The sequence below is a fragment of the Nonomuraea sp. B1E8 genome, from assembly GCF_039871515.1.
GTDB lineage: Bacteria > Actinomycetota > Actinomycetes > Streptosporangiales > Streptosporangiaceae > Nonomuraea.
In genome coordinates, this window is sequence record NZ_JBDPLS010000005.1 from 365,735 (window position 1) to 384,678 (window position 18,944).

At 72.7% G+C, this 18,944-nt stretch carries 9 protein-coding genes; 7 read left to right on the plus strand and 2 right to left on the minus strand.

What is annotated here, in order from left to right; genetic code table 11:
- The first annotated feature begins 20 nt into the window (after window positions 1-20).
- The 7 genes from ABGA98_RS19660 to ABGA98_RS19690 all read left to right on the plus strand — a co-directional run bounded on the left by ABGA98_RS19660 (window position 21) and on the right by ABGA98_RS19690 (window position 16,020).
- The gene (locus tag ABGA98_RS19660) at window positions 21-2,993 is read left to right on the plus strand and encodes an amino acid adenylation domain-containing protein (protein WP_347619781.1); all 2,973 of its coding nucleotides are present in this window, start codon (window positions 21-23) and stop codon (window positions 2,991-2,993) included.
- Window positions 2,986-6,705, plus strand: coding sequence for an amino acid adenylation domain-containing protein (locus ABGA98_RS19665; protein WP_347619782.1), 3,720 nt, complete (start codon window positions 2,986-2,988; stop codon window positions 6,703-6,705). The genes ABGA98_RS19660 and ABGA98_RS19665 overlap by 8 nt, the downstream gene beginning before the upstream one ends.
- A 17-nt stretch (window positions 6,706-6,722) precedes the next feature.
- The gene (locus ABGA98_RS19670; protein WP_347619783.1) at window positions 6,723-12,041 is read left to right on the plus strand and encodes an amino acid adenylation domain-containing protein; all 5,319 of its coding nucleotides are present in this window, start codon (window positions 6,723-6,725) and stop codon (window positions 12,039-12,041) included.
- A gap of 2 nt (window positions 12,042-12,043) precedes the next feature.
- The gene (locus tag ABGA98_RS19675; protein ID WP_347619784.1) at window positions 12,044-12,805 is read left to right on the plus strand and encodes an AzlC family ABC transporter permease; all 762 of its coding nucleotides are present in this window, start codon (window positions 12,044-12,046) and stop codon (window positions 12,803-12,805) included.
- Window positions 12,802-13,122 (plus strand): AzlD domain-containing protein, encoded by a 321-nt coding sequence (locus ABGA98_RS19680; protein WP_347619785.1) that lies wholly within the window; start codon window positions 12,802-12,804, stop codon window positions 13,120-13,122. The genes ABGA98_RS19675 and ABGA98_RS19680 overlap by 4 nt, the downstream gene beginning before the upstream one ends.
- A 185-nt stretch (window positions 13,123-13,307) precedes the next feature.
- Window positions 13,308-14,855, plus strand: coding sequence for an AbgT family transporter (locus tag ABGA98_RS19685; protein WP_347619786.1), 1,548 nt, complete (start codon window positions 13,308-13,310; stop codon window positions 14,853-14,855).
- A 25-nt stretch (window positions 14,856-14,880) separates the two neighbouring features.
- Complete coding sequence (locus tag ABGA98_RS19690; RefSeq protein WP_347619787.1) at window positions 14,881-16,020, plus strand: M20 family metallopeptidase; 1,140 nt, start codon at window positions 14,881-14,883, stop codon at window positions 16,018-16,020.
- A 51-nt stretch (window positions 16,021-16,071) separates the two neighbouring features.
- On the opposite strand, the gene ABGA98_RS19695 is transcribed toward ABGA98_RS19690, so the two are convergent.
- Together ABGA98_RS19695 and ABGA98_RS19700 are read right to left on the minus strand one after the other, a co-directional pair.
- On the minus strand, window positions 16,072-16,890 hold the full coding sequence (locus ABGA98_RS19695; protein ID WP_347619788.1) for a hypothetical protein: 819 nt from the start codon (window positions 16,888-16,890) through the stop codon (window positions 16,072-16,074).
- 33 nt (window positions 16,891-16,923) lie between these two features.
- Complete coding sequence (locus ABGA98_RS19700; protein WP_347619789.1) at window positions 16,924-18,912, minus strand: protein kinase; 1,989 nt, start codon at window positions 18,910-18,912, stop codon at window positions 16,924-16,926.
- Window positions 18,913-18,944 lie beyond the last annotated feature (32 nt).

Genomic DNA, 18,944 nt, shown 5'->3' on the forward strand with positions numbered 1-18,944 from the left:
AACCCACTGGAGATCACTCTGTGTACCGCACCGTTGACGCCTGGCCGCTGATCCCCGCGGCCGGCCCGCCGTCCGGGCACTGCCATGTCCGGCGGACCAGGCTGCCCGCAGGCGCCGACGCCACCCGGATGGCGCGGATCCTCGACCAGGCCGCCCGCCTCTGGTGGGGCGGGCCCGCCCGCCTGTGGACGGAACGGGTTCCCGCCGCCGGCGGCTCGCCGGAGGCCGGGAGGAGGCTCGACGCCGAGCTGTCCAGGCCGGTGCACGCGGAAGGAACCGGGCTGCGGGCCGTCCTGCTGGAGTACGCCGACGGGCCCGCCGACCTGGTGCTCGTCGCGCACCGGGCGCGGTTCGACGCGACGTCGCTGCGGATGGTGGCCGAGGTGCTCACCGGGCGGGTTCCCTGCGAGCGCTTCCACTCCGGTCATACGCGCGTGCCCGCCCCCGACGCCGAGCTGGTCAAGCGGTGGCAGGAGGCCGACTACTCGGGTGCCACCGTCGAATGGGCGGCCGGGGACGCCGCGGCGGGGGACCGTACCGGGGTGGTGAGCGTGCCGGTCCGCGGGTCGGCGCACCTGGCCGCCCGGATCGCGGTGGCGGCCGCGGTGGTCCTGGGACGGTACGAGGGCCGGCGCTGCCCCGTGATCGGCGCGCTGGCCGGGCTGCCCTCGCGGCCGGAGGGAGCGCTCGGGGCGTACGACGCCGGGACGCTGCTGGCGGTGGACCTGTCCGGAGCCGCCACGACGGGCGAGCTGGTGGCCGGGAGCGCCCGGATCCTCGACGGCGACGGCGGATGGTGCGACTCCCGCCGGTACGCGCGGCTGTGCGCGGAGACGGGCGGCCGGGTCCTGGCCGGGCTCCTGGCCACTCCCCCCGGCGAGGACACGCCCCGCCAGACGCCCGACGAGGACGTCGTCCCCTGCCAGACCGCTCCCTTCCCGCTCACCCTCGTACCCGGCCGGGACCCTGACGACTCCTCCCGGCTCGACGTACACCACCGGCTGGAGGACGTGGACGAGGAGTCCGCGCGGCGGTTCGCCCGCCACGTCGCCCGCGTCCACGAGCTGCTGGCCGGCGACGACGACCTGACCCCCGCCGACGTCGACCCGCTGGACGAGTCCGAGCGCCGCCACGCGATCCGCCTCGGCCGCCCGGCCGGACCCCTGCAACGGCGGCCGGAGCGGATCGACGAGATCTTCGCCGCCCGGGTCGCGGAACGGCCGCAGGCCGTCGCCCTCACCGGCGAGGACCGCACGCTCACCTACGCCGAACTGGACGAGCGCGCCGGCCGCTGCGCCGCCTCCCTGCGCGGCATGGGCGTACGGCCGGGCGACCGGGTGGGCCTCTGCCTGGAGCGCACCCCCGACCTGGTGATCACCATGCTCGCCGTGCTGAAGGCCGGAGCCGTGTACGTGCCGATGGACCCCGCCTATCCGGCGGACCGGCTGGCGTACACGGCCGGCGACGCCGCGCTGCGCGTGATCGTCACCCATCGCGACTTCCCGCCCGGCCGGCACCTGACCGTCGTCTCCCCCGAACGGCTCGCGGCCGGCGACGACAGCGCCCTTGACGACAGCGCCCTTGACGGCGGGGGCGCGCCGGAGCGGGGCGGCCCGGACGACGCCGCGTACGTCATCTACACCTCCGGTTCGACCGGCCGCCCCAAGGGCGTCGTGGTTCCGCACAGGAACGTCGTCGCCCTCCTGACGGCCACCGAGGACGACTTCGGGCTCGGTCCCGGCGACACCTGGTCGAACTTCCACTCCAGCGCCTTCGACTTCTCCGTCTGGGAGATCTGGGGCGCGCTGCTCACCGGGGGCCGGCTGGTCCTGGTCCCGTACTGGGTCTCCAGGTCGCCTGACGAGTTCCACGAGCTGCTGGTGCGCGAGCGGGTCACCGTACTCAGCCAGACCCCGTCCGCCTTCGCCCAGCTCATGGAGGCCGACCGGCTCCGGGACGAGCGGCTCGCCGTCCGGCTGACGGTCTTCGGCGGCGAACCGCTCGACGCGCGACCGCTGCTGGGCTGGTTCGACCGGTATCCGGACTGCCGCCTGGTCAACATGTACGGCATCACCGAGACCACGGTCCACGTGACCGCGCAGACCCTGACCCGTGGCGACGCCATCGCCGGGTCCAGGTCGGTGGGACACCCGCTGCCCGGCTGGCACGTGTACGTCCTGGACGAGCGGGGCCGGCCCGTCCCCACCGGCGCGCCCGGCGAGATCCACGTCGGCGGGGCGGGAGTCGCCACCGAATACCTGGGCCGCCCCGAGCTGACCGCTGAGCGCTTCGTCCCCGACCCGTTCGCCGGCGGCCGCATGTACCGCAGCGGCGACCGCGGCCGCCTGCGCCCCGACGGGCGGCTCGAGCACCTGGGCCGGCTGGACACCCAGGTCAAGGTACGTGGCTTCCGCATCGAGCTGGACGAGATCCGCAGCGTCCTGCTCGACGACCCCACAGTGGCCTCGGCCGCCGTGGTCCTCCGTGACGGCCGCCCGAGCGACCCGCCCCGAACGGTCCGGCCGGGCGATCCGCGCGGGGCGGGGACGGCCGGGCACGTGGCCGACCACGCCCTGGCGCGGCTGGACGCGTACGTGACGCCGGCGGACGCCGATCCCGCAGCGGTGCGGCGGCGGGCGGCCAAGGTGCTGCCCGAGCACATGATGCCCGCCACTATCACGGCGCTGCCCGCGCTCCCGCTCACCCCGAACGGCAAGCTGGACGTCCGCGCCCTGCCGGAACCCGCCTCGACCCCGCCTCCCCCGCCCGCCCCCGCGGAGGATTTCACCCGGACGCTCGCCGCGGTCTGGGAGTCGGTGCTCGACGCGCCGGTGGGGCCCGACGACAACTTCTTCGAGCTCGGCGGCAACTCGCTCCTGGCGATCCGGCTGGGGGCGGCCATGCGGGAACGGGGCCTGCCCGCGCTGCCGCTGCGCGAGCTGTATCTCCATCCGACGGTACGCGGTCTCGCGCGGGTGCTCGGCCATGAGTGAGGACGCAGGACTGCTGGACTGGCTCACCGGCGCACAACCCGCCGACGCCGAACCCCCGAGCCCGGAACTCGCGGACACGGCGCTCACGGACACGGCGCTCACGGACACGGAGGTCGCAGGCGCGGAGCCGGTCGGCGCGGAGTGCGTGGGTGGCAGGGGCGCGTCAGGGTTCCCCGTCGCGTGCCCGCCCGGGGCCGGGGTGCCGGAGGTGCTGGCGGCCTGGGGTGCGCTTCTCCACCACCACACGGGCCGGCGCGACGTGGCCTTCCGTGTCGTCGGCGACGGGGCGGACGACGTGGTCCGTTTCACGATCGACCCCGCCGGTACGCTCGCCGGCCTGGCGGCGTCGGTGACGCGCGCGATCCCCGCCGCAGAACCGCACACGCCGGGTACCGGGCCGCTGCCCGTGCTGGTACGGGGGGACGGGCGGGTGCCGGGCGCGCTGGTGCTCGGGCTGGACGGTGACGGGGCGTGGCTGCGGTACGGCCCTGCCGACGACGCTGCCCGGAGCGCGGACATGGTCGCCCGCCACGCGACCCACCTGGCCGCCGTGCTGGCCATGCCGGCGGACCGCACGATCCGCGACCTCGACCCGCTGTCCCCCGCCGAACACGCGAACCTCGAGCGCTGGAACGACACCGCCACCGGCTACCAGCGGGAAGCACGGATCGAGCAGTTGTTCGCCGAGCAGGCCGAGCGGGCCCCCGCCCATCCGGCCGTGGTGCACGGGAGCACCACCCTCACCTATGCCGAGCTGCACCGCCGCAGCTCGTCGCTGGCGGGCGCGCTGCTCCGGGCGGGGCTGCGTCCAGGCGAGCCGGTCGCGCTGCTGTTGCCGCGCACCCCCGACCTGGTCGTCTCGGCGCTGGCCGTGCTGAAGGCGGACGGTTGCTACCTGCCCATCGACCCCACGACCGTCCGGGACCGCGTCGCGTTCACGCTGGAGGACAGCGGCGCGGCACTGCTGATCACCTCGGGACGGCTGTCGACGACGCCCGCCGGGTCACGGGTCGTCGACCTCGATGACCACGACTGGACGGCCGAGCCGGAGCCGTACGGGCCGGTGGCGGGCGATGCGTGCGCGCCCGCGTATCTGATGTACACCTCGGGCACCACGGGACGGCCCAAGGGCGTCATGATTCCGCACCGCGGCGTCGTGCGGCTGGTACGCGGCGTCGGATACGTGCGCCTGGACGCCACCACCAGGATGGCGCAGGTGGGGGCGACCGGGTTCGACGCCTCGGTCTGGGAGATCTGGGGTGCGCTGCTCAACGGCGGCACGCTGCACCTCCTCGACAGGGAGACGTTCCTCGACGCCGAGGAGCTGCGGCGGTCGCTGGCCGATGCCGGCGTCACCACGGCGCTGTTCACGTCCGCGCTGTTCGCCAGGCTGGCCGGCGAGGATCCGGCAGTGTTCCGGCCGCTGCGGGACCTGCTCGTCGGAGGCGACGTGCTCTCCCCCGAGCACGCGCGGGCCGTGCTGCGCGCCAACCCCGGCCTGCGGCTGGTGAACGCGTACGGGCCGACGGAGAACGCGGTCATCTCCACCGTCCACACCGTCGCCGGGCCGCTCGGCGCGCGGGTGCCCATCGGCCGTCCCGTCCCCAACACCGCCGCGTACGTGCTCAACCACGACCGCCTCCCGCTGCCCGTCGGGGTGCCGGGAGACCTGTACGTGAGCGGCGACGGCATGGCGACCGGCTACCACGAGCGGCCCGAACTCACCGAGCGGGTCTTCGTCCGCCATGAAGGGCGGCTGCTCTACCGGACGGGCGACCGGGCCCGCAGGCGGCCCGACGGCTCGATCGACTTCCTCGGCCGGGAGGACCGCCAGGTCAAGGTGCGCGGCTTCCGGGTCGAGCCGGGCGAGGTCGAAACGGCCCTGCTGGGCGTGGCGGGGGTGAGCGGCGCGGTGGTGGTGCTGCGCCGCATGCCCGAGCCGCACCTGTGCGCGTACGTCGAGGGCCGCGTCGAGGCGGAGCACGTGCGCGCGGAGATCGAGCGGCGGCTGCCCACCCCCATGGTGCCCGCGCACTTGGTGGTGCTTCCCGAGCTGCCGCTGACCCCCAACGGCAAGGTCGACCTGGCCGGGCTGCCCGCCCCCGAGGTCGCGAGCGGCGGCAGGGCGGCCCGGGACGAGGTGGAGCGCATCCTGGCCGGGCTCTGGGAGAACGTGCTCGGCGTGCGCGGGATCGGCGCCGACGACCCGCTCGACCGGCTCGGCGGCAGCTCGCTGACCGCTACCCGCGTGTCCGCGCTCGTACGCCGCCGCTTCGGGGTGTCCTGCCCGGTGTCGGCCGTGTTGTCCGCCCGCACGGTCGCCGAGCTGGCCGAGGCCGTACGGGCGGCGGACCGTACGCGGGTCACCGGGCCGCGCCCCGGCCTGGCCACCGAGCGGACCCCGCTGTCGCCCCAGCAGCACGGCGTCTACGTCGAACAGGTCAAGGACCCCGCCGACACCCAGTACAACCTGCCGATCTTCGTGGACCTGCCCGGCCCGGTGGATCACGAGCGTCTGACGGCCGCGCTCGCCACGCTGGTGGAGCGACACGAGATCCTGCGCACCGAATTCGCCGTGGACGGCGACGGCCACCCGTACCAGCGGGTCCGCGAACCGCTGGACGCCACGATCGACGTGGTGGACCTGGCGCCGGGCGAGGACCCCGACGCGTGGGCGGCGCGCTGGGTCCGCCCGTTCGACCTGGCCAGGGCACCTTTGTGGCGGGCGGCGCTGGTCCGGCACGCCGACGGCGCCCGGCTGGTGCTCGACGTCCACCACCTGCTCACCGACGGCCACGCCCTGACCCTGCTCATGGGCGAATGGGCGGCGCTGGTCAGGGGCGAGCGGCCGGCCGCGCCCGAGCTGCGCTACCGGGACTACGCCCGGTGGGCGGCCGGGCCCGAGCGGCGGGCGCTGTCGGAGAGCCAGCGACCCTTCTGGGAGAAGACGTTCGACCGGCCGGTCCCGCCGCTCGACCTGCCCACCGACGTGGCTGGGGCTTCGGTGCGCACGACGGAGGGCGGCCATCTCGCGTTCCGGTTCGGCCCGCAGCGGGCCCTGGCGGTCAGGGAGCTGGCCCGCGCCGAATCCGTGACGCCCTTCCACGTGCTGCTGGCCGCGTACACGGCCTTCCTCGGGCGGGTGAGCGGCGGCGCGGACGTGACGGTCGGTACGGCGGCGTCGGGGCGGCACCTGCCGGGCGTGGACCGGGTGCAGGGCATGTTCGTCAACACGCTCTGCCTGCGGGCGCGCCCCTCGGCCGAGCTGCCGTTCCTGCAGCACCTGCGGACCGTGGCCGCGCACGCCGTGGCCGCCGTCGACCACCAGGACCACACCCTCGACACCGCCCGGTACGCGCGCCCGTCCGGCCACGGCCGGCACCCCCTTTTCGACACGTTCTTCGCGGTGCAGGACACCGGGCTGCAGAGGGTGGACTTCCTGGGCGGCCGCCCGCGCTGGCGGCCCGACGTCACCAGGCGCACGATCTTCGACCTCGACCTGCAGATCGAGGTCGAGCCCGACGACTACGCCGCCCGCTGGGCGTACGCCACCACGCTGTTCCTGCGACCGACCGTGGAACTGTTCCGCGACGAGCTGCTGGCGCTGCTCGACGCCGCGCTCGCCGGCCCGGGCACGCCGCTCGGCGAGCTCGGGCGCGTCGCCGTGACCCCCCATGACCTGTCCGAGCTCGCGTTCGACTTCGACTTCTGATCTGGGTGAGGGAGCACATGCAATCCATCGAGAGCCTGGGCAGGCTCAAGGTCGCCGCCGCGCAACGTCCCCGCGAGGGCGCGTTCTGGCGTGCGGAGCTGGCGGCCCTGCCCGAACGCGCCGGCTTCCCCGCCGACCACGGCCCAGCTGACGCCGGCTCCGCCCGCGGTCGGGGCTCGGCCGGTGCCGCCGTCGCCGCCCGCGAGCTCGACCCCTCCCTGGCGGGCCGGCTGCTCAAGCTGGCCAGGGGCCGGGACGCCGCCCTGCACGCCCTGCTGGTCGCCGCGGCCGGCGCGCTGCTCCAGCGCCACACGGGTGAGGACGAGGTCGTCCTGTCCGTGCCCGCGCTCCCGGTCGCGGGCGGCCCTCCGCCGCTGGCCGCCACGCTGCCGCTGCGCCTGCCGATCGGGCGCGACCGTACGCTGCGCAGCCTGCTCGGCGAGGTGGCGAGCCGGTTGCGCGCGGCGGCCGAGCACCAGGACTACCCGATCGAGCTGCTCGCCCATTCGTCCGGCGCCGCGCCGCACGACGGCGACGACCCCTTCGCCGAGGTGCTCGTCGACGCGGTGCACGACTCGACGAACGACACGACAACCGGAACAGGCGATCCCGCGAACGCCCCCATCAACGGCTCGGCGGACGGCCCCGCGAACAGCCCGGCGGACGACCCGGCGGACGGCCACAGGCCCGGATTTCCTGTGGTGTTCTCCTTCGCCCGCCGGGACGACGGTCTGACGCTGCGGTTGCGGTACCGGCCCGCCACCCACGCCGCCAGCACCGCGCGGCGCCTGCTCACCCACTGCATGCTCCTGCTCGACCAGGCCAGCGCCCACCCGGACGCCGAGCTGAGCGCCCTGGACCTGCGTTCCGTCGCCGACCGCGCGCTGAGCGCCGGGGCGAACGCCACGCAGACGCCCTTCGACGGCCCGGCCCGGCTGGACGAGTTGTTCGACCGGCGGGTGGCGGCGACCCCTGACGCCGTCGCCCTGGTGGGCGACGGTTTCCGCCTCACCTACGCCGAGCTGGGCTCCCGGGTCAACCGCCTGGCGCACACGCTGCGCGCCCGCGGCGTGGGCCGGGACGACCTGGTGGCGGTGCTGGCCGACCGGTCGCCGGAGATGTTCACGGCCATCCATGCCGTGGTGCGGGCGGGCGGCGCCTACCTCCCGATCGACCCGGGCAACCCGCCGGAACGCATCGCGTACCTGCTGCGGGACAGCGGCGCGCGCCTGGTGCTGACCCAGCCCCACCTCGCCGAGACGGTGGCGGGCGCGGTGACCCTGGACATCACGGACGAGGCCGCGTACGCGCCGGACACGAGCCCGCCGCCCGTTCTCGGGGACTCCGGCGATCTGGCGTACGTCATCTACACGTCGGGGTCGACCGGCGAGCCGAAGGGCGTGCAGATCGAGCACCGCGCGGCCGTCAACCGGATCGCCTGGATGCAGCGGGCGTACCCGATCGACGCCGCCGACGTGATCATGCAGAAGACGCCCACGTCGTTCGACGTCTCGGTGTGGGAGCTGTTCTGGGGCGTGCTCGCGGGCGCCGCCGTGTGCCTGCCGGCGCCCGGCGCGGAACGCGACCCCGAGGCGCTGGTCGCGGCCGTGCGGCGGCACCGCGTCACCACGATGCATTTCGTGCCGCCGATGCTCGGCGCGTTCCTCGACTTCGTGTCCGGCGCGCAGGAGGGCCCCGACCCGCTGCGCCAGGTGTTCGCCAGCGGCGAGGCGCTGGCGCCGCACCACGTGCGGCGCTTCCACCAGGTCATCCCGTCGGCCCGGCTGGTGAACCTGTACGGCCCCACCGAGGCCACCGTGGACGTCACCCACTACGCGTGCCGGGGCGACGAGACCCGGGTGCCGATCGGCTGGCCGGTCGCCAACACCCGCGTTCACGTGCTCGACGCCGGGCTGCGCCCGCAGCCGGTCGGCGTGCCGGGCGAGCTGTGCGTCGCCGGGGTGCAGCTGGCCCGGGGGTATCTGGGCAGGCCCGAGCTGACCGCCGAGCGGTTCACCGCCGCGCCGCACGCGGGCGAGGAGCGCGTCTACCGTACGGGGGACCGGGCGGTGCGGCTGTCCGACGGCTCCATCGAGTTCCTGGGCCGGATGGACCACCAGCTCAAGGTGCGCGGGCACCGCGTCGAGCCGGGCGAGATCGAGGAGCGGCTGCGGCGGCACCCGTCGGTGCGGGACGCCGTCGTCGTGGCCCGCGAGCCCGACGGACTGCGCGGTTACGTGGTGTCGGCCGAGCCGATCCCGGAGTACGAGCTCAAGGAGCACCTGCGGCGGGCGCTGCCCGCGTACATGGTGCCCGCCCGGCTGGTGACGCTGGAGTGCTGGCCGCTCACGCCGAACGGCAAGCTGGACCGCCGCGCGCTGCCCGAGCCCGCCGAGAGCGCCGCGTACGAGGCGCCGCGCACACCGAGGGAGGCGGGTCTGGCCCGCGTCTGGGCGGAGGTGCTGGGCGTTGAGCGGGTCGGCGTGCACGACAACTTCTTCGCTCTCGGCGGCGACTCGATCCGCTTCGTCACCGTGCTGGCCAGGGCCCGCGCCCTCGGCCTTGACTTCACGTTCCGGCAGCTCTTCGAGAACCCGACGGTGGCCCGCCTCGCCGAGGTCGCCGGCGAGGGCGGCACGGGCGACGACGGCGGGGCGCCGCGGCCGTTCGAACTGCTCAAGCCGGAGGACCGGGCCAAGATCCCGGGCGGGGTCGTGGACGCGTACCCGATGACGCAGCTCCAGGCCGGGCTCGTCTTCCAGAGCGAGTTGTCGCACGGCACCGTCGAATATCACGACATCATCAGCTACACGATCCAGAGCACGTTCGACGCCGAGCGGTTCGAGCAGGCGGTGCGGGTTCTCGCCGCCCGCCATCCGATCTTCCGTACCAGCTACCAGCTCACCGGCTACACCGAGTACCTGCAGCTCGTGCACGAGGACGCGCCGAGCCCGCTGTCGATCGCCGACCTGCGCGGCATGACCGAGCGGGAGCAGGACGCGTGGTACCGGGACTGGGTGGAGCGGGAGAAGGCGCACCGCTTCGTGTGGGCCGAGCCCGGCCTGGTGCGGCTGCACGTGCACGTGCTGGCCGACGACCTGTTCAGGTACACGCTCAGCCAGCACAACTCGGCGCTCGACGGCTGGAGCATCACGCTGGTGCACACCACGCTGTTCGACGTGTACCACCGGCTGGTGGAGGGCCGGCCCCTGCCTGACGCCCCGGCCGGCAACCACGTGCGCGACTACGTGGCGCTGGAGCGGCGCTCGCTCGCGGACCCGGAGCACCGCGCGCACTGGGCGGAGGTGCTGGCCGGCGGCGCCTTCACCGAACTGCCGAGAACCAGGGACTCGGCCGCGCCCGACGTCTTCCCCGTGGTGTTCCACGAGGTGGAACTGCCGGCCGGGTTGTCGGACCGGATCGTGGCGCTGGCCGGGAAGCTGTCGGTGCCGGTCAAGAACGTCGCGCTGGCCGCGCACGTGAAGGTGCTCTCGCTGATCAGCGGCGAGCGCGACGTCATCACGGGGTACGAGCACAGCGGCCGCCCGGAGACGGAGGGCGCCACCGAGGCGATCGGGTTGTTCCTCAACACCGTGCCGTTCCGCGCCCGCATGGAGACCGGTTCCTGGGCCGACCTGGTCCGCCAGGTCTACCGGTCGGAGGTGGAGCTGCTGCCGGCCCGGCGCTATCCGATGGCGCAGATGAAGCACGACCTGGAGACCCAGGACCCGCTGTTCGAGACGGCCTTCAACTTCACCCACTTCTACCTGCTCAGGAAGCTGGCGGAGCGCGACGGGTTCGCGTTGCTCGACGTGCGGGCCAACTCGGAGACCGAGTTCGTGTTGCGGGCCGAGTTCTCCCGGCACTTCGTCACCGACGAGGTGCGCCTGAGCCTGCACTACCACGCCCACCTCTTCGAGCCGTGGCAGGTGGCCAGGATGGGCGCGTACTACCGGGCGGCGTTCGAGGCGATGACGGCCGATCCCGACGCCCCGCATCATCTCGCCGACCTGCTGCCCGGCGAGGAGAGCGCGGCCCTGGCCGCGGCCGAGGAGTCGGAGGACCTGCCCCCCGAGGTGGCGGGGCTCCTCCCCCGCCCGGCCCGCCTGCGGATCGCCGACGCGCACGGCCTGCGCGTGCCGTTCGCCACCCCGGGCAGGGCCGTGCTCGTCGCGGCCGGCGACGAGAGCGTCACGGTGGACACCGGGCTGTACGGCCGCCGCCTGAACGGCCGCGTGGAGCTCATGCCCGAGCCGGAGCGCAGGGCCTTCCGCCGTTCCGCCGGCCGGAGCGGCGCGCGCCGGGGCGTCCGTCCCGAAGGCGCCGTGCAGCAGCGCATCGCGAAGGCCTGGGCCACGGTGCTCGACGTGCCGGCGGAGTCCATCACGCTCGACAGCAACTTCTTCGAGCTGGGCGGCGGCTCGCTGTCGGCGATGCGGGTGGTCATGGAGATGGGCGGCCTGGTGACGCTCACCGACCTGATGCGCAACTCCACGCTCGGCCCGCTGTGCGCGGTGGCCGAGGCCAACCTCGACGCTGAGGCCGGACCCGACGCGGAGCCCCGCCCCCGGCGCCTGCTCAGGCCCCTGACGGACGACCCGGGCCGGGCCGCGTGCGCGCTGGTCTGCTTCCCGTACGCCGGTGGCGACGCCGCCAACTTCGAGCCGCTGGCCGCCGCGCTCGCGGAGAAGGACGGCCGCATCGCCGTCTACGGAGTCGACCTGCCGGGCCACGACGCGGGACGGCCCGGCGAGCCGTTCGTGTCCGTACGGGAGGCGGCCCGGCTGGTGGCGGACGAGATCCGCGCCGCCGTCGGGGTTCCCGTGCTGCTGTGGGGCCACTGCGTCGGCTCGGCGATCGCGGTCGAGACGGCACGCCTGATGGAGGCGGCCGGCGTCCCGCCGCGGCACGTCGTCGTGGCCGGCAAGCTGCTGCACGACGCCGGCACCACCCGCGAGTCCATCCGGCAGGCGGAGGCGATGGGCGACGACGAGGTCGTGGCCTGGCTGGCCGGCGTCACGGGGCTCACCGGGCTCGACGTGCTCGACCCCGGCCAGGCCGCCTTCGTGGCGGGCGTGTTCCGGCACGACTCCAGCGCCGCCAACACGTACCTGCTCGAACAGGAGGGCGCGCCCCCGCTCGGCGTGCCCCTGACCGCCGTGTACGCCGCCGACGACCCGCTCACCCCCGGGTACGCCCGGCGCCACGCGGAGTGGTCGCGCTTCGCGAGCACGACCCGGCTGGCCGAGATCGGCCCGGCCGGCCACTACTTCTGCCGCACCGCCCCCGACGCCGTGGCCGCCCTCGTGCGCACGCTATGGAAGGAAGAGCGCTGAGCATGTCCGCCACCGACCCACCCGAGGCGCCGCCCACCCCGGGCCAGGTGTTCCTGGCCGGGGCCAGGAGCACGATGCCCTTCCTCGCCTCCGCCATCCCGATGGGGATCGCGGGAGGTGTGCTGGGGTTGTCGAGCGGGCTGTCGGAGTTCGCCACCCTGGGGCTGGCCATGGCGGTGAACTCCGGCACCGCGCAGTTCGTCGGGTTCGCCCTGATCGCCGACGGCGCGAGCTGGCCGGCGATCATCCTGACCACGCTCATCCTGGGCCTGCGGATGTTGTTGTACAGCACCATCCTCATCCCGTACGTCAAGGAGGTCCCGCAGCGCTGGCGGATCGTGCTCGGTTTCGGGCTGATCGACGAGGTGTTCTTCGTGGCGATCGACCGCCTGCGCAACGGGAGGCTCACCCACCACAAGCACCTGTTCTTCCTCGGGGCGTCGGCGCTGCTGTACGTCACCTGGATGACGTGCACGGTGATCGGCATGTCGCTCGGGTCGGCCGTGCCCGACGTGGCGAAGCTCGGCCTCGACTTCCCGGTGACCGCCATGTTCATCGCCATGCTCGCGATCGGGCTGACGAACTGGCGGGTCGCGGCGGCCATCGGCTCGGCCGGAGTGACGGTGATGCTGGCGCAGGGCCTGCCGTACAACCTCGGGGTGGTGCTGGCCGCGATCGTCGGCGCCGGGGTCGGCGCGGGGTGCGAGCTGGCGACGCGGAAGAGCCGGCCGAAGGCGAGCGAGCAGAAGGAGAACGTGGCATGAGCATGCTGCTGCTGATCATCGGCATGGGGTTGTGCAGCTTCCTGCCCCGCTATCTGCCGCTGGCGATCCTGGCCGGCCGGGAGCTGCCCGCGGTGGTGGAGACCCTGCTGAAGTACACGCCGCCGGCGGTGCTGGCCGCGCTGGTGTTCCCGGCCGTTCTGACGCCGTCGGGAAAGGGCATCGAGCTGACACTGGCCAATCCCTATCTGATCGGCGGCGCGGTCACTTTCGTGGCGGGCATGGTCTCGAAAAGATTCCTGCTCTCCACGTCGATCGGGATTGCCGCTTTCTACTTGAGTAGGTGGCTGATCGGTTGAAGATGAACCGCATTTACTGAATAACCGTCAACTCCATTTTTTGGAACGCTACAAAGCCCTGTGACATGGCACAATGCCGTTGACGTTCGCTGCGACCAATTGTCTCTGATAGAGTCAGGAAAACGCTTCGGTACGGACGCTTACCGCTTGCGTATCCGTTACGTGTGCGGTTAATATCTGACTTCATGTCCACCCCCCTGACCGTGGAAAAAGAGTCGCGCATGATGAGCGCGACCCTGCGCGTTCTGAATGGAATTGAGCGCGCCGGAAACAAGCTCCCCCATCCGTTCTGGCTCTTCGTCTTCCTGAGTGCCTTCCTCATGGCGCTCAGCTGGTTGCTGGCGACCCTGAACGTCTCGGCGGTCAACCCCGCCGACAACAAGACCGTCGTCGCCCAGAACCTGCTGTCGACCGAGGGCGTCGCGGTGATGCTCGGCGACGCCATCGACAACTTCGCCACCTTCCCCGCGCTGGGCACGGTGCTCGCCGTCATGCTCGGCGTCGCCGTGGCCGACAAGTCGGGGCTGCTGGCGGCGGTGCTGCGGCGAGGCATCTCCCGCGTGCCCGCGCGCTGGGTGACCTTCGCCCTCGCCTTCACCGGCATGATCTCCCACGCGGCCGCCGACTCGGCGTACATCGTGCTGATCCCGCTGGGCGGCCTGGCCTTCTACGCGGTGGGCCGCAACCCGATCATCGGCGTGATCGTGGCATACGTCTCGGTCGCGGCCGGCTTCGACGCCAGCCCCGTCGTCACCCCGACCGACGTCATCCTGGGCGGCATCACCACCGAGGCCGCGCACACCATCGACCAGAGCGTCACCGTCACGCCGCTCGCCAACTACTTCTTCTCGCTCGCCTCGTCGTTCGTGCTCGCCGCCATCATCACGCTGGTGACGGAGACCCTGCTCACCAAGCGGGCGAAGAGCATGCCGATCGACGACGACGCCGACGTCGGCGACCTGGGCGACCTCCAGCTGTCCGACGTGGAGCGGCGCGGCCTGCGCTGGTCCGGCATCTCGCTGCTGGTGATCATCGCGCTGGTCGCGCTGGCCATCATCCCGTCCGGCTCGCCGCTGCGCGACGAGAACGGCGACCTCGACTTCGGCCCGCTGCTGGGTGCGATCGCCCTGGTGATCGGCATCGCCTTCTGCGTCGTCGGCATCGTCTACGGGCGCATCGTCGGCACCATCAAGAAGAGCAGCGACGTGCCCGACTTCATGGCGCACGGCATGCGGGAGATGGCCCCGGTCATCGTGCTGTTCTTCGCCATCTCGCAGTTCCTGGCCTACTTCAAGTGGACCAACATCGGCACGATCGTCGCGATCAAGGGCGCCGACCTGCTCAAGGCGGCCGGGATCACCGGCCCCGTGGTGTTCATCGGCATCCTGCTCATCGTCACGATCATCAACCTGCTGATCACCAGCGGCTCCGCCCAGTGGGCGCTGGTCGGCCCGGTGTTCGTGCCGATGCTGATGCTGCTCGACATCCCGGCGGAGACCACCCAGGCGCTCTACCGCATCGCCGACTCCTGCACCAACGCGCTGTCGCCGATGAGCCCCTACTTCGTGCTGGTGCTCGGATTCGTCCAGCGCTACCGCAAGTCGGCCGGCATCGGCACCCTGATGGCCCTCGTGCTGCCCCTGTGCCTGGTCATGCTCGTCACCTGGACGCTGCTGTTCCTGGCGTGGTGGGCCCTCGGCATCCCCCTCGGACCGGGCGTTCCCGTCCGGTAACTCCCTCTAGATTAAGGATCCATCAGTGACACCGGCTCCCATGTGGACCCACCAGGCCCTTCCCACCATGCTCGGCGACCTGCGCAGGCTCGTCGAGCTGGAGAGCCCGAGCGACGACAAGGCACTGCTCGACCGGGCTCTCGACGAGATCGGCGACTGGGCCGCCGACCGCATCGGGAAGCCGGACCTGCTCCAGCGTCACAACGGCGGGCGCCACGGTGACGTGCTGGAGCTGACCTACCACGGCACGGCCCCCGGCTTCGTCCTGCTGGTCGGCCACTACGACACCGTCTGGCCGGTCGGCACCCTCGCCGGCTGGCCCTGGCGGGTCAGCGACGGCGTCATCAGCGCGCCCGGCGTCTTCGACATGAAGACCGGCCTGGTCCAGGCGGTGTGGGCGGTGCGAGGGCTGCGCGAGCTCGGCCTCCCGCACCCCTCGGTCCGGCTGCTGTTCAACGGCGATGAGGAGATCGGCAGCCCGGCCTCCCGCGAGCGGATCGAGGTGGCCAGCGAGGGCGCGCTGGCCACCCTGGTCTTCGAGGGCGCGATCGACGGGGCGGTGAAGACCTCCCGCAAGGGGGTGGGCATCTTCCAGGTGACCGCCACCGGCATCGAAGCGCACGCCGGGCTCGACCCCACGGCCGGCGCCAGCGCCGTGCACGCGCTGGCCGCGCTGATCCTCGACATCGCCGCACTGGGCGCGCCCGAGCGCGGCACCACGGTCAACGTCGGCGTCGTCAACGGCGGCACCGGCACCAACGTCACCGCGGGGCGCGCCACGTGCGGGATCGACGTACGCGTCTCCCGTACCGACGAGATGGACCGCGTGGACGCCGCGCTCGCCGCGCTGCGCTCGCCCGACCCGCGCGTGTCCATCGCGCTGACCGGCGGCTGGAACCGGCCCCCGATGACCCCCAACCCGGCCTCGGAAGACCTGTTCGCCAGGGCCTGCAAAGCCGCCATCGAGCAGGGACTCGACCTGCGCGAGGCGGGGGTCGGCGGCGCCAGCGACGCCAACTTCGTCTCCGCGCTCGGCCGCCCCGTGCTCGACGGGCTCGGCCCCGTGGGAGCGGGCTCCCACTCCCGCGGCGAGCACGCCATCGTCGAGCACATCCCGGAGCGCACCGCCCTCACCATGGGCATCATCACCGGCTACGCCGGCTAGGCGGGCGCGGCAGGATGGCCGGGCGGGCGCGGCGGTGAGCGCCCGCACTGGCTACGCGGGCGGAGCTCCCGTCGTGTCCGGCCCGTCGAGCAGAACGAGGTCGGGCGGGCCGATCGTGGAGGAGGCCAGCAGCTCCGTGATCAGGTTGTGGTTGAGCGCGTTGCCCAGCGGCGGCGGGATCTCCTCCTCCAGGAGCCCCGGCACCTTGGTGCTGAGCCGCTTGCGCGTCTGGGTGACGGTGTGGGCGGCGCGCTTGGCCGTCCAGCCATGACCGGGGAGGATGCGGTTGAGCTCGTGGGCGGCCTGCGTCCAGGTCAGCGGCTGCGGCCAGGGCTCAGCCCGCAGATAGCGCTGGGCGAGGCAGACCAGCACCAGGCGCTCGACCGTGCTCAGCTTCCACCCGGGCTTCTCCTGGGTGTCGTCGTCAGGGCTGTTGTCCTGGCCGGCGCCGGCCCTGCCCATCACGATCCGCACCTCGAGCAGGTGTTCCTGGTCGGGGGCGACGATGAACAGCGGCGTGTGCGCCATCGGCAACCGCGCCCGGTGGCCGGTGAGCAGCAGCCGCGCCCCCGGCAGGCGGATGGGCAGCCTGCCGAGGTTGTACAACATCCAGGCGGAGTCCTCGCGGGTGATGTATCCGTGCCGCCGGCTGACGTGCGGATCGTTCGGGCCGACGCAGACGTGGACGTCCGGCTCGCAACGCCCGAACAGCACGTCGAACGCGGCATCCGGCGCGACGCGCATCCCTCCGTTGCTGCCCCGGACGAAAAGCGTGCCCGGCTGGGCCGGGGGAAGCCCTTCGGCGAAGTTTCCGAGGTCCTTCGGCAGGATGTCCACCTTGCTCTGCGGTTTGCGCACTGTCCACGCCATGCCGTCGATCATCTCTCCATACACCGGATCACGCTAGCCTCCGCCCTCCGGGAGGGGTCCCCGGGTCGTGGCCGGGTTGACCGTGTAGTGCACGATCACGCCGGCTCCATCAGGCACCTCCATGAGCTTGTCCACGAGCTTGCCGCCGAAGTCCACCACCCTCAGCTGGATCAGGCTCGCGTTGTCCCGCTCCCAGCAGTAGAGATGCGTCTCGTCGTACCAGCCGATCACCGTGTCGCAGTCGGAGGAGAACGCGCGGACCTGCTTGCCGGTGGCGGACTCCCAGAGGCAGTGGTCGCCGTCGTGGCCGCTCGGGCAGTCGGTCACGAACGTCCCGCCCGAGGGGGAGAAGATCTGCGCGTCGTCGAACGGCGGCTCACCGACGTCCCGCACGTCGCGCGTGAGCTTGCCGGAAGCGTCGAAGAAGCGTAACCCGTCGCCGTCGCCGTAGGCGCTGACCACGCTCCGCTCGCCGGGTCCCCAGACGAACTCGTGGTCCTCGATCGCCTTGTCCGCCACCTCGATCACGCTGACCGCGCTCCTGGCGAGGTCGGCCTGGTCCACCGTGAGGATGGCGAAGCCGACGGTGAGCCAGTCGTCACCGGTCTTCCTGGTGACGTTGAGCAGGATCTTCGTGCTGTCCTTCGACCAGGCCTGGATGGAGCCGCTCATCGGCTTGCGCACCGTCTTGACCCGGAAACTGGACCCCGTATCCCTGTTGGTGAGGAGGACCGAGCTGTAGTCGTCGTCGGTGTAGAGCTTGGGCCTCTCCGCGAGATACCGGCCGTTGGGGGAGACCAGCGACTTGTCGTTGGTGGGATATTTCTCGAACGTGCCCTCCAGCGACTCCCTGGCGTAGTCGACGTGGGTGTCGGTCTTCTTGTCCTTGAGCTCGTACGCCGTCAGCCTGATCGGGTCGGCCGGGCTCTCGTAGAGGGTGATCCGGCCGCCTGGCGGCTTGGTCTCGACGGGTTCCGGCGTGCTCGTGGCCTGTGGCGTCGCCGAGGTGACGGCCGCGGTCCGGGTGGTGAGCGGGTCGGGCTCATAGACGGCCTTGCCCACGGCCACCCCGGCCGCCCCCGACACCAGGACGAGCGCGGTGACGGCGGCGGCCACGCCGGCGACGGGCCGGCGCGTGCGTTCCTGGCTCGCGGGCAGGCCGCCTTCCCCGGACGGTTCCCAGGTCACGTCCCTGAGCGGGTCGCCGCCGCCCGCCGATCTCCGCAGCAACTGCATGATCACCTGCTGGGCCGTCGGCCGCTCCGCCGGGTCCTTGGCCAGGCAGCGCTCGACCACCTCGCGCAGCGGCCCGTCGAGCGCGCCGAGGTCGGGCGGTTCCTTGAGCACCCGCTCCGCCACCGCGTGCGGCCCGTCATGGCCGAACGGCGCCCGCCCGCAGGACGCGAAGACCATCGTGGCGCCCCAGGCGAACATGTCGGTCGCCGGCCCCACCGGCCGGCCCAGGATCTGCTCGGGGCTCATGTACGCGGGAGTGCCGATCTGCGTGCTGCTCGTCATCTGCACCGGGTCCAGCGTGCGCGCGATGCCGAAGTCGATCACGCGCGGCCCGTCGCCGGCCATGATGACGTTGCTCGGATTGAAGTCGCGGTGCACGACCTGGCCCTCGTGGATGGCGACCAGCGCGGCGGCGGTGCCGATGGCCAGCCGGTCCAGCGCGGCGCCGGCGCGCGGGCCCTCGTCCTGGACGATCCGCTTCAGGGAGGGGCCTTCGACGTACTGGCTGACGATGTACGGCCGGCGATCCTGGACTCCCGTGCTGAGCACGACCGCGGTGCAGAAGGGCGCCACCTGCTGGGCGACCTGCGCCTCGCGCAGGAAACGCTGGACGCTCTCCTCGTTGTCCGCCTGGTCGCCGCGCAGCCATTTGATAGCCACGTGCGCGCCCATGGGTGTCCTGGCCAGGTAGACGACGCCCTGTCCGCCGTCACCCAGCCTGCCGAGGAGCTCCATGCCTCCGAGCTCTGGGGGATCGTCGGACACGAGCGGTGTGAAGGATGGCATGACGATAATTGTGTGTTCACGCCGTGGATCCA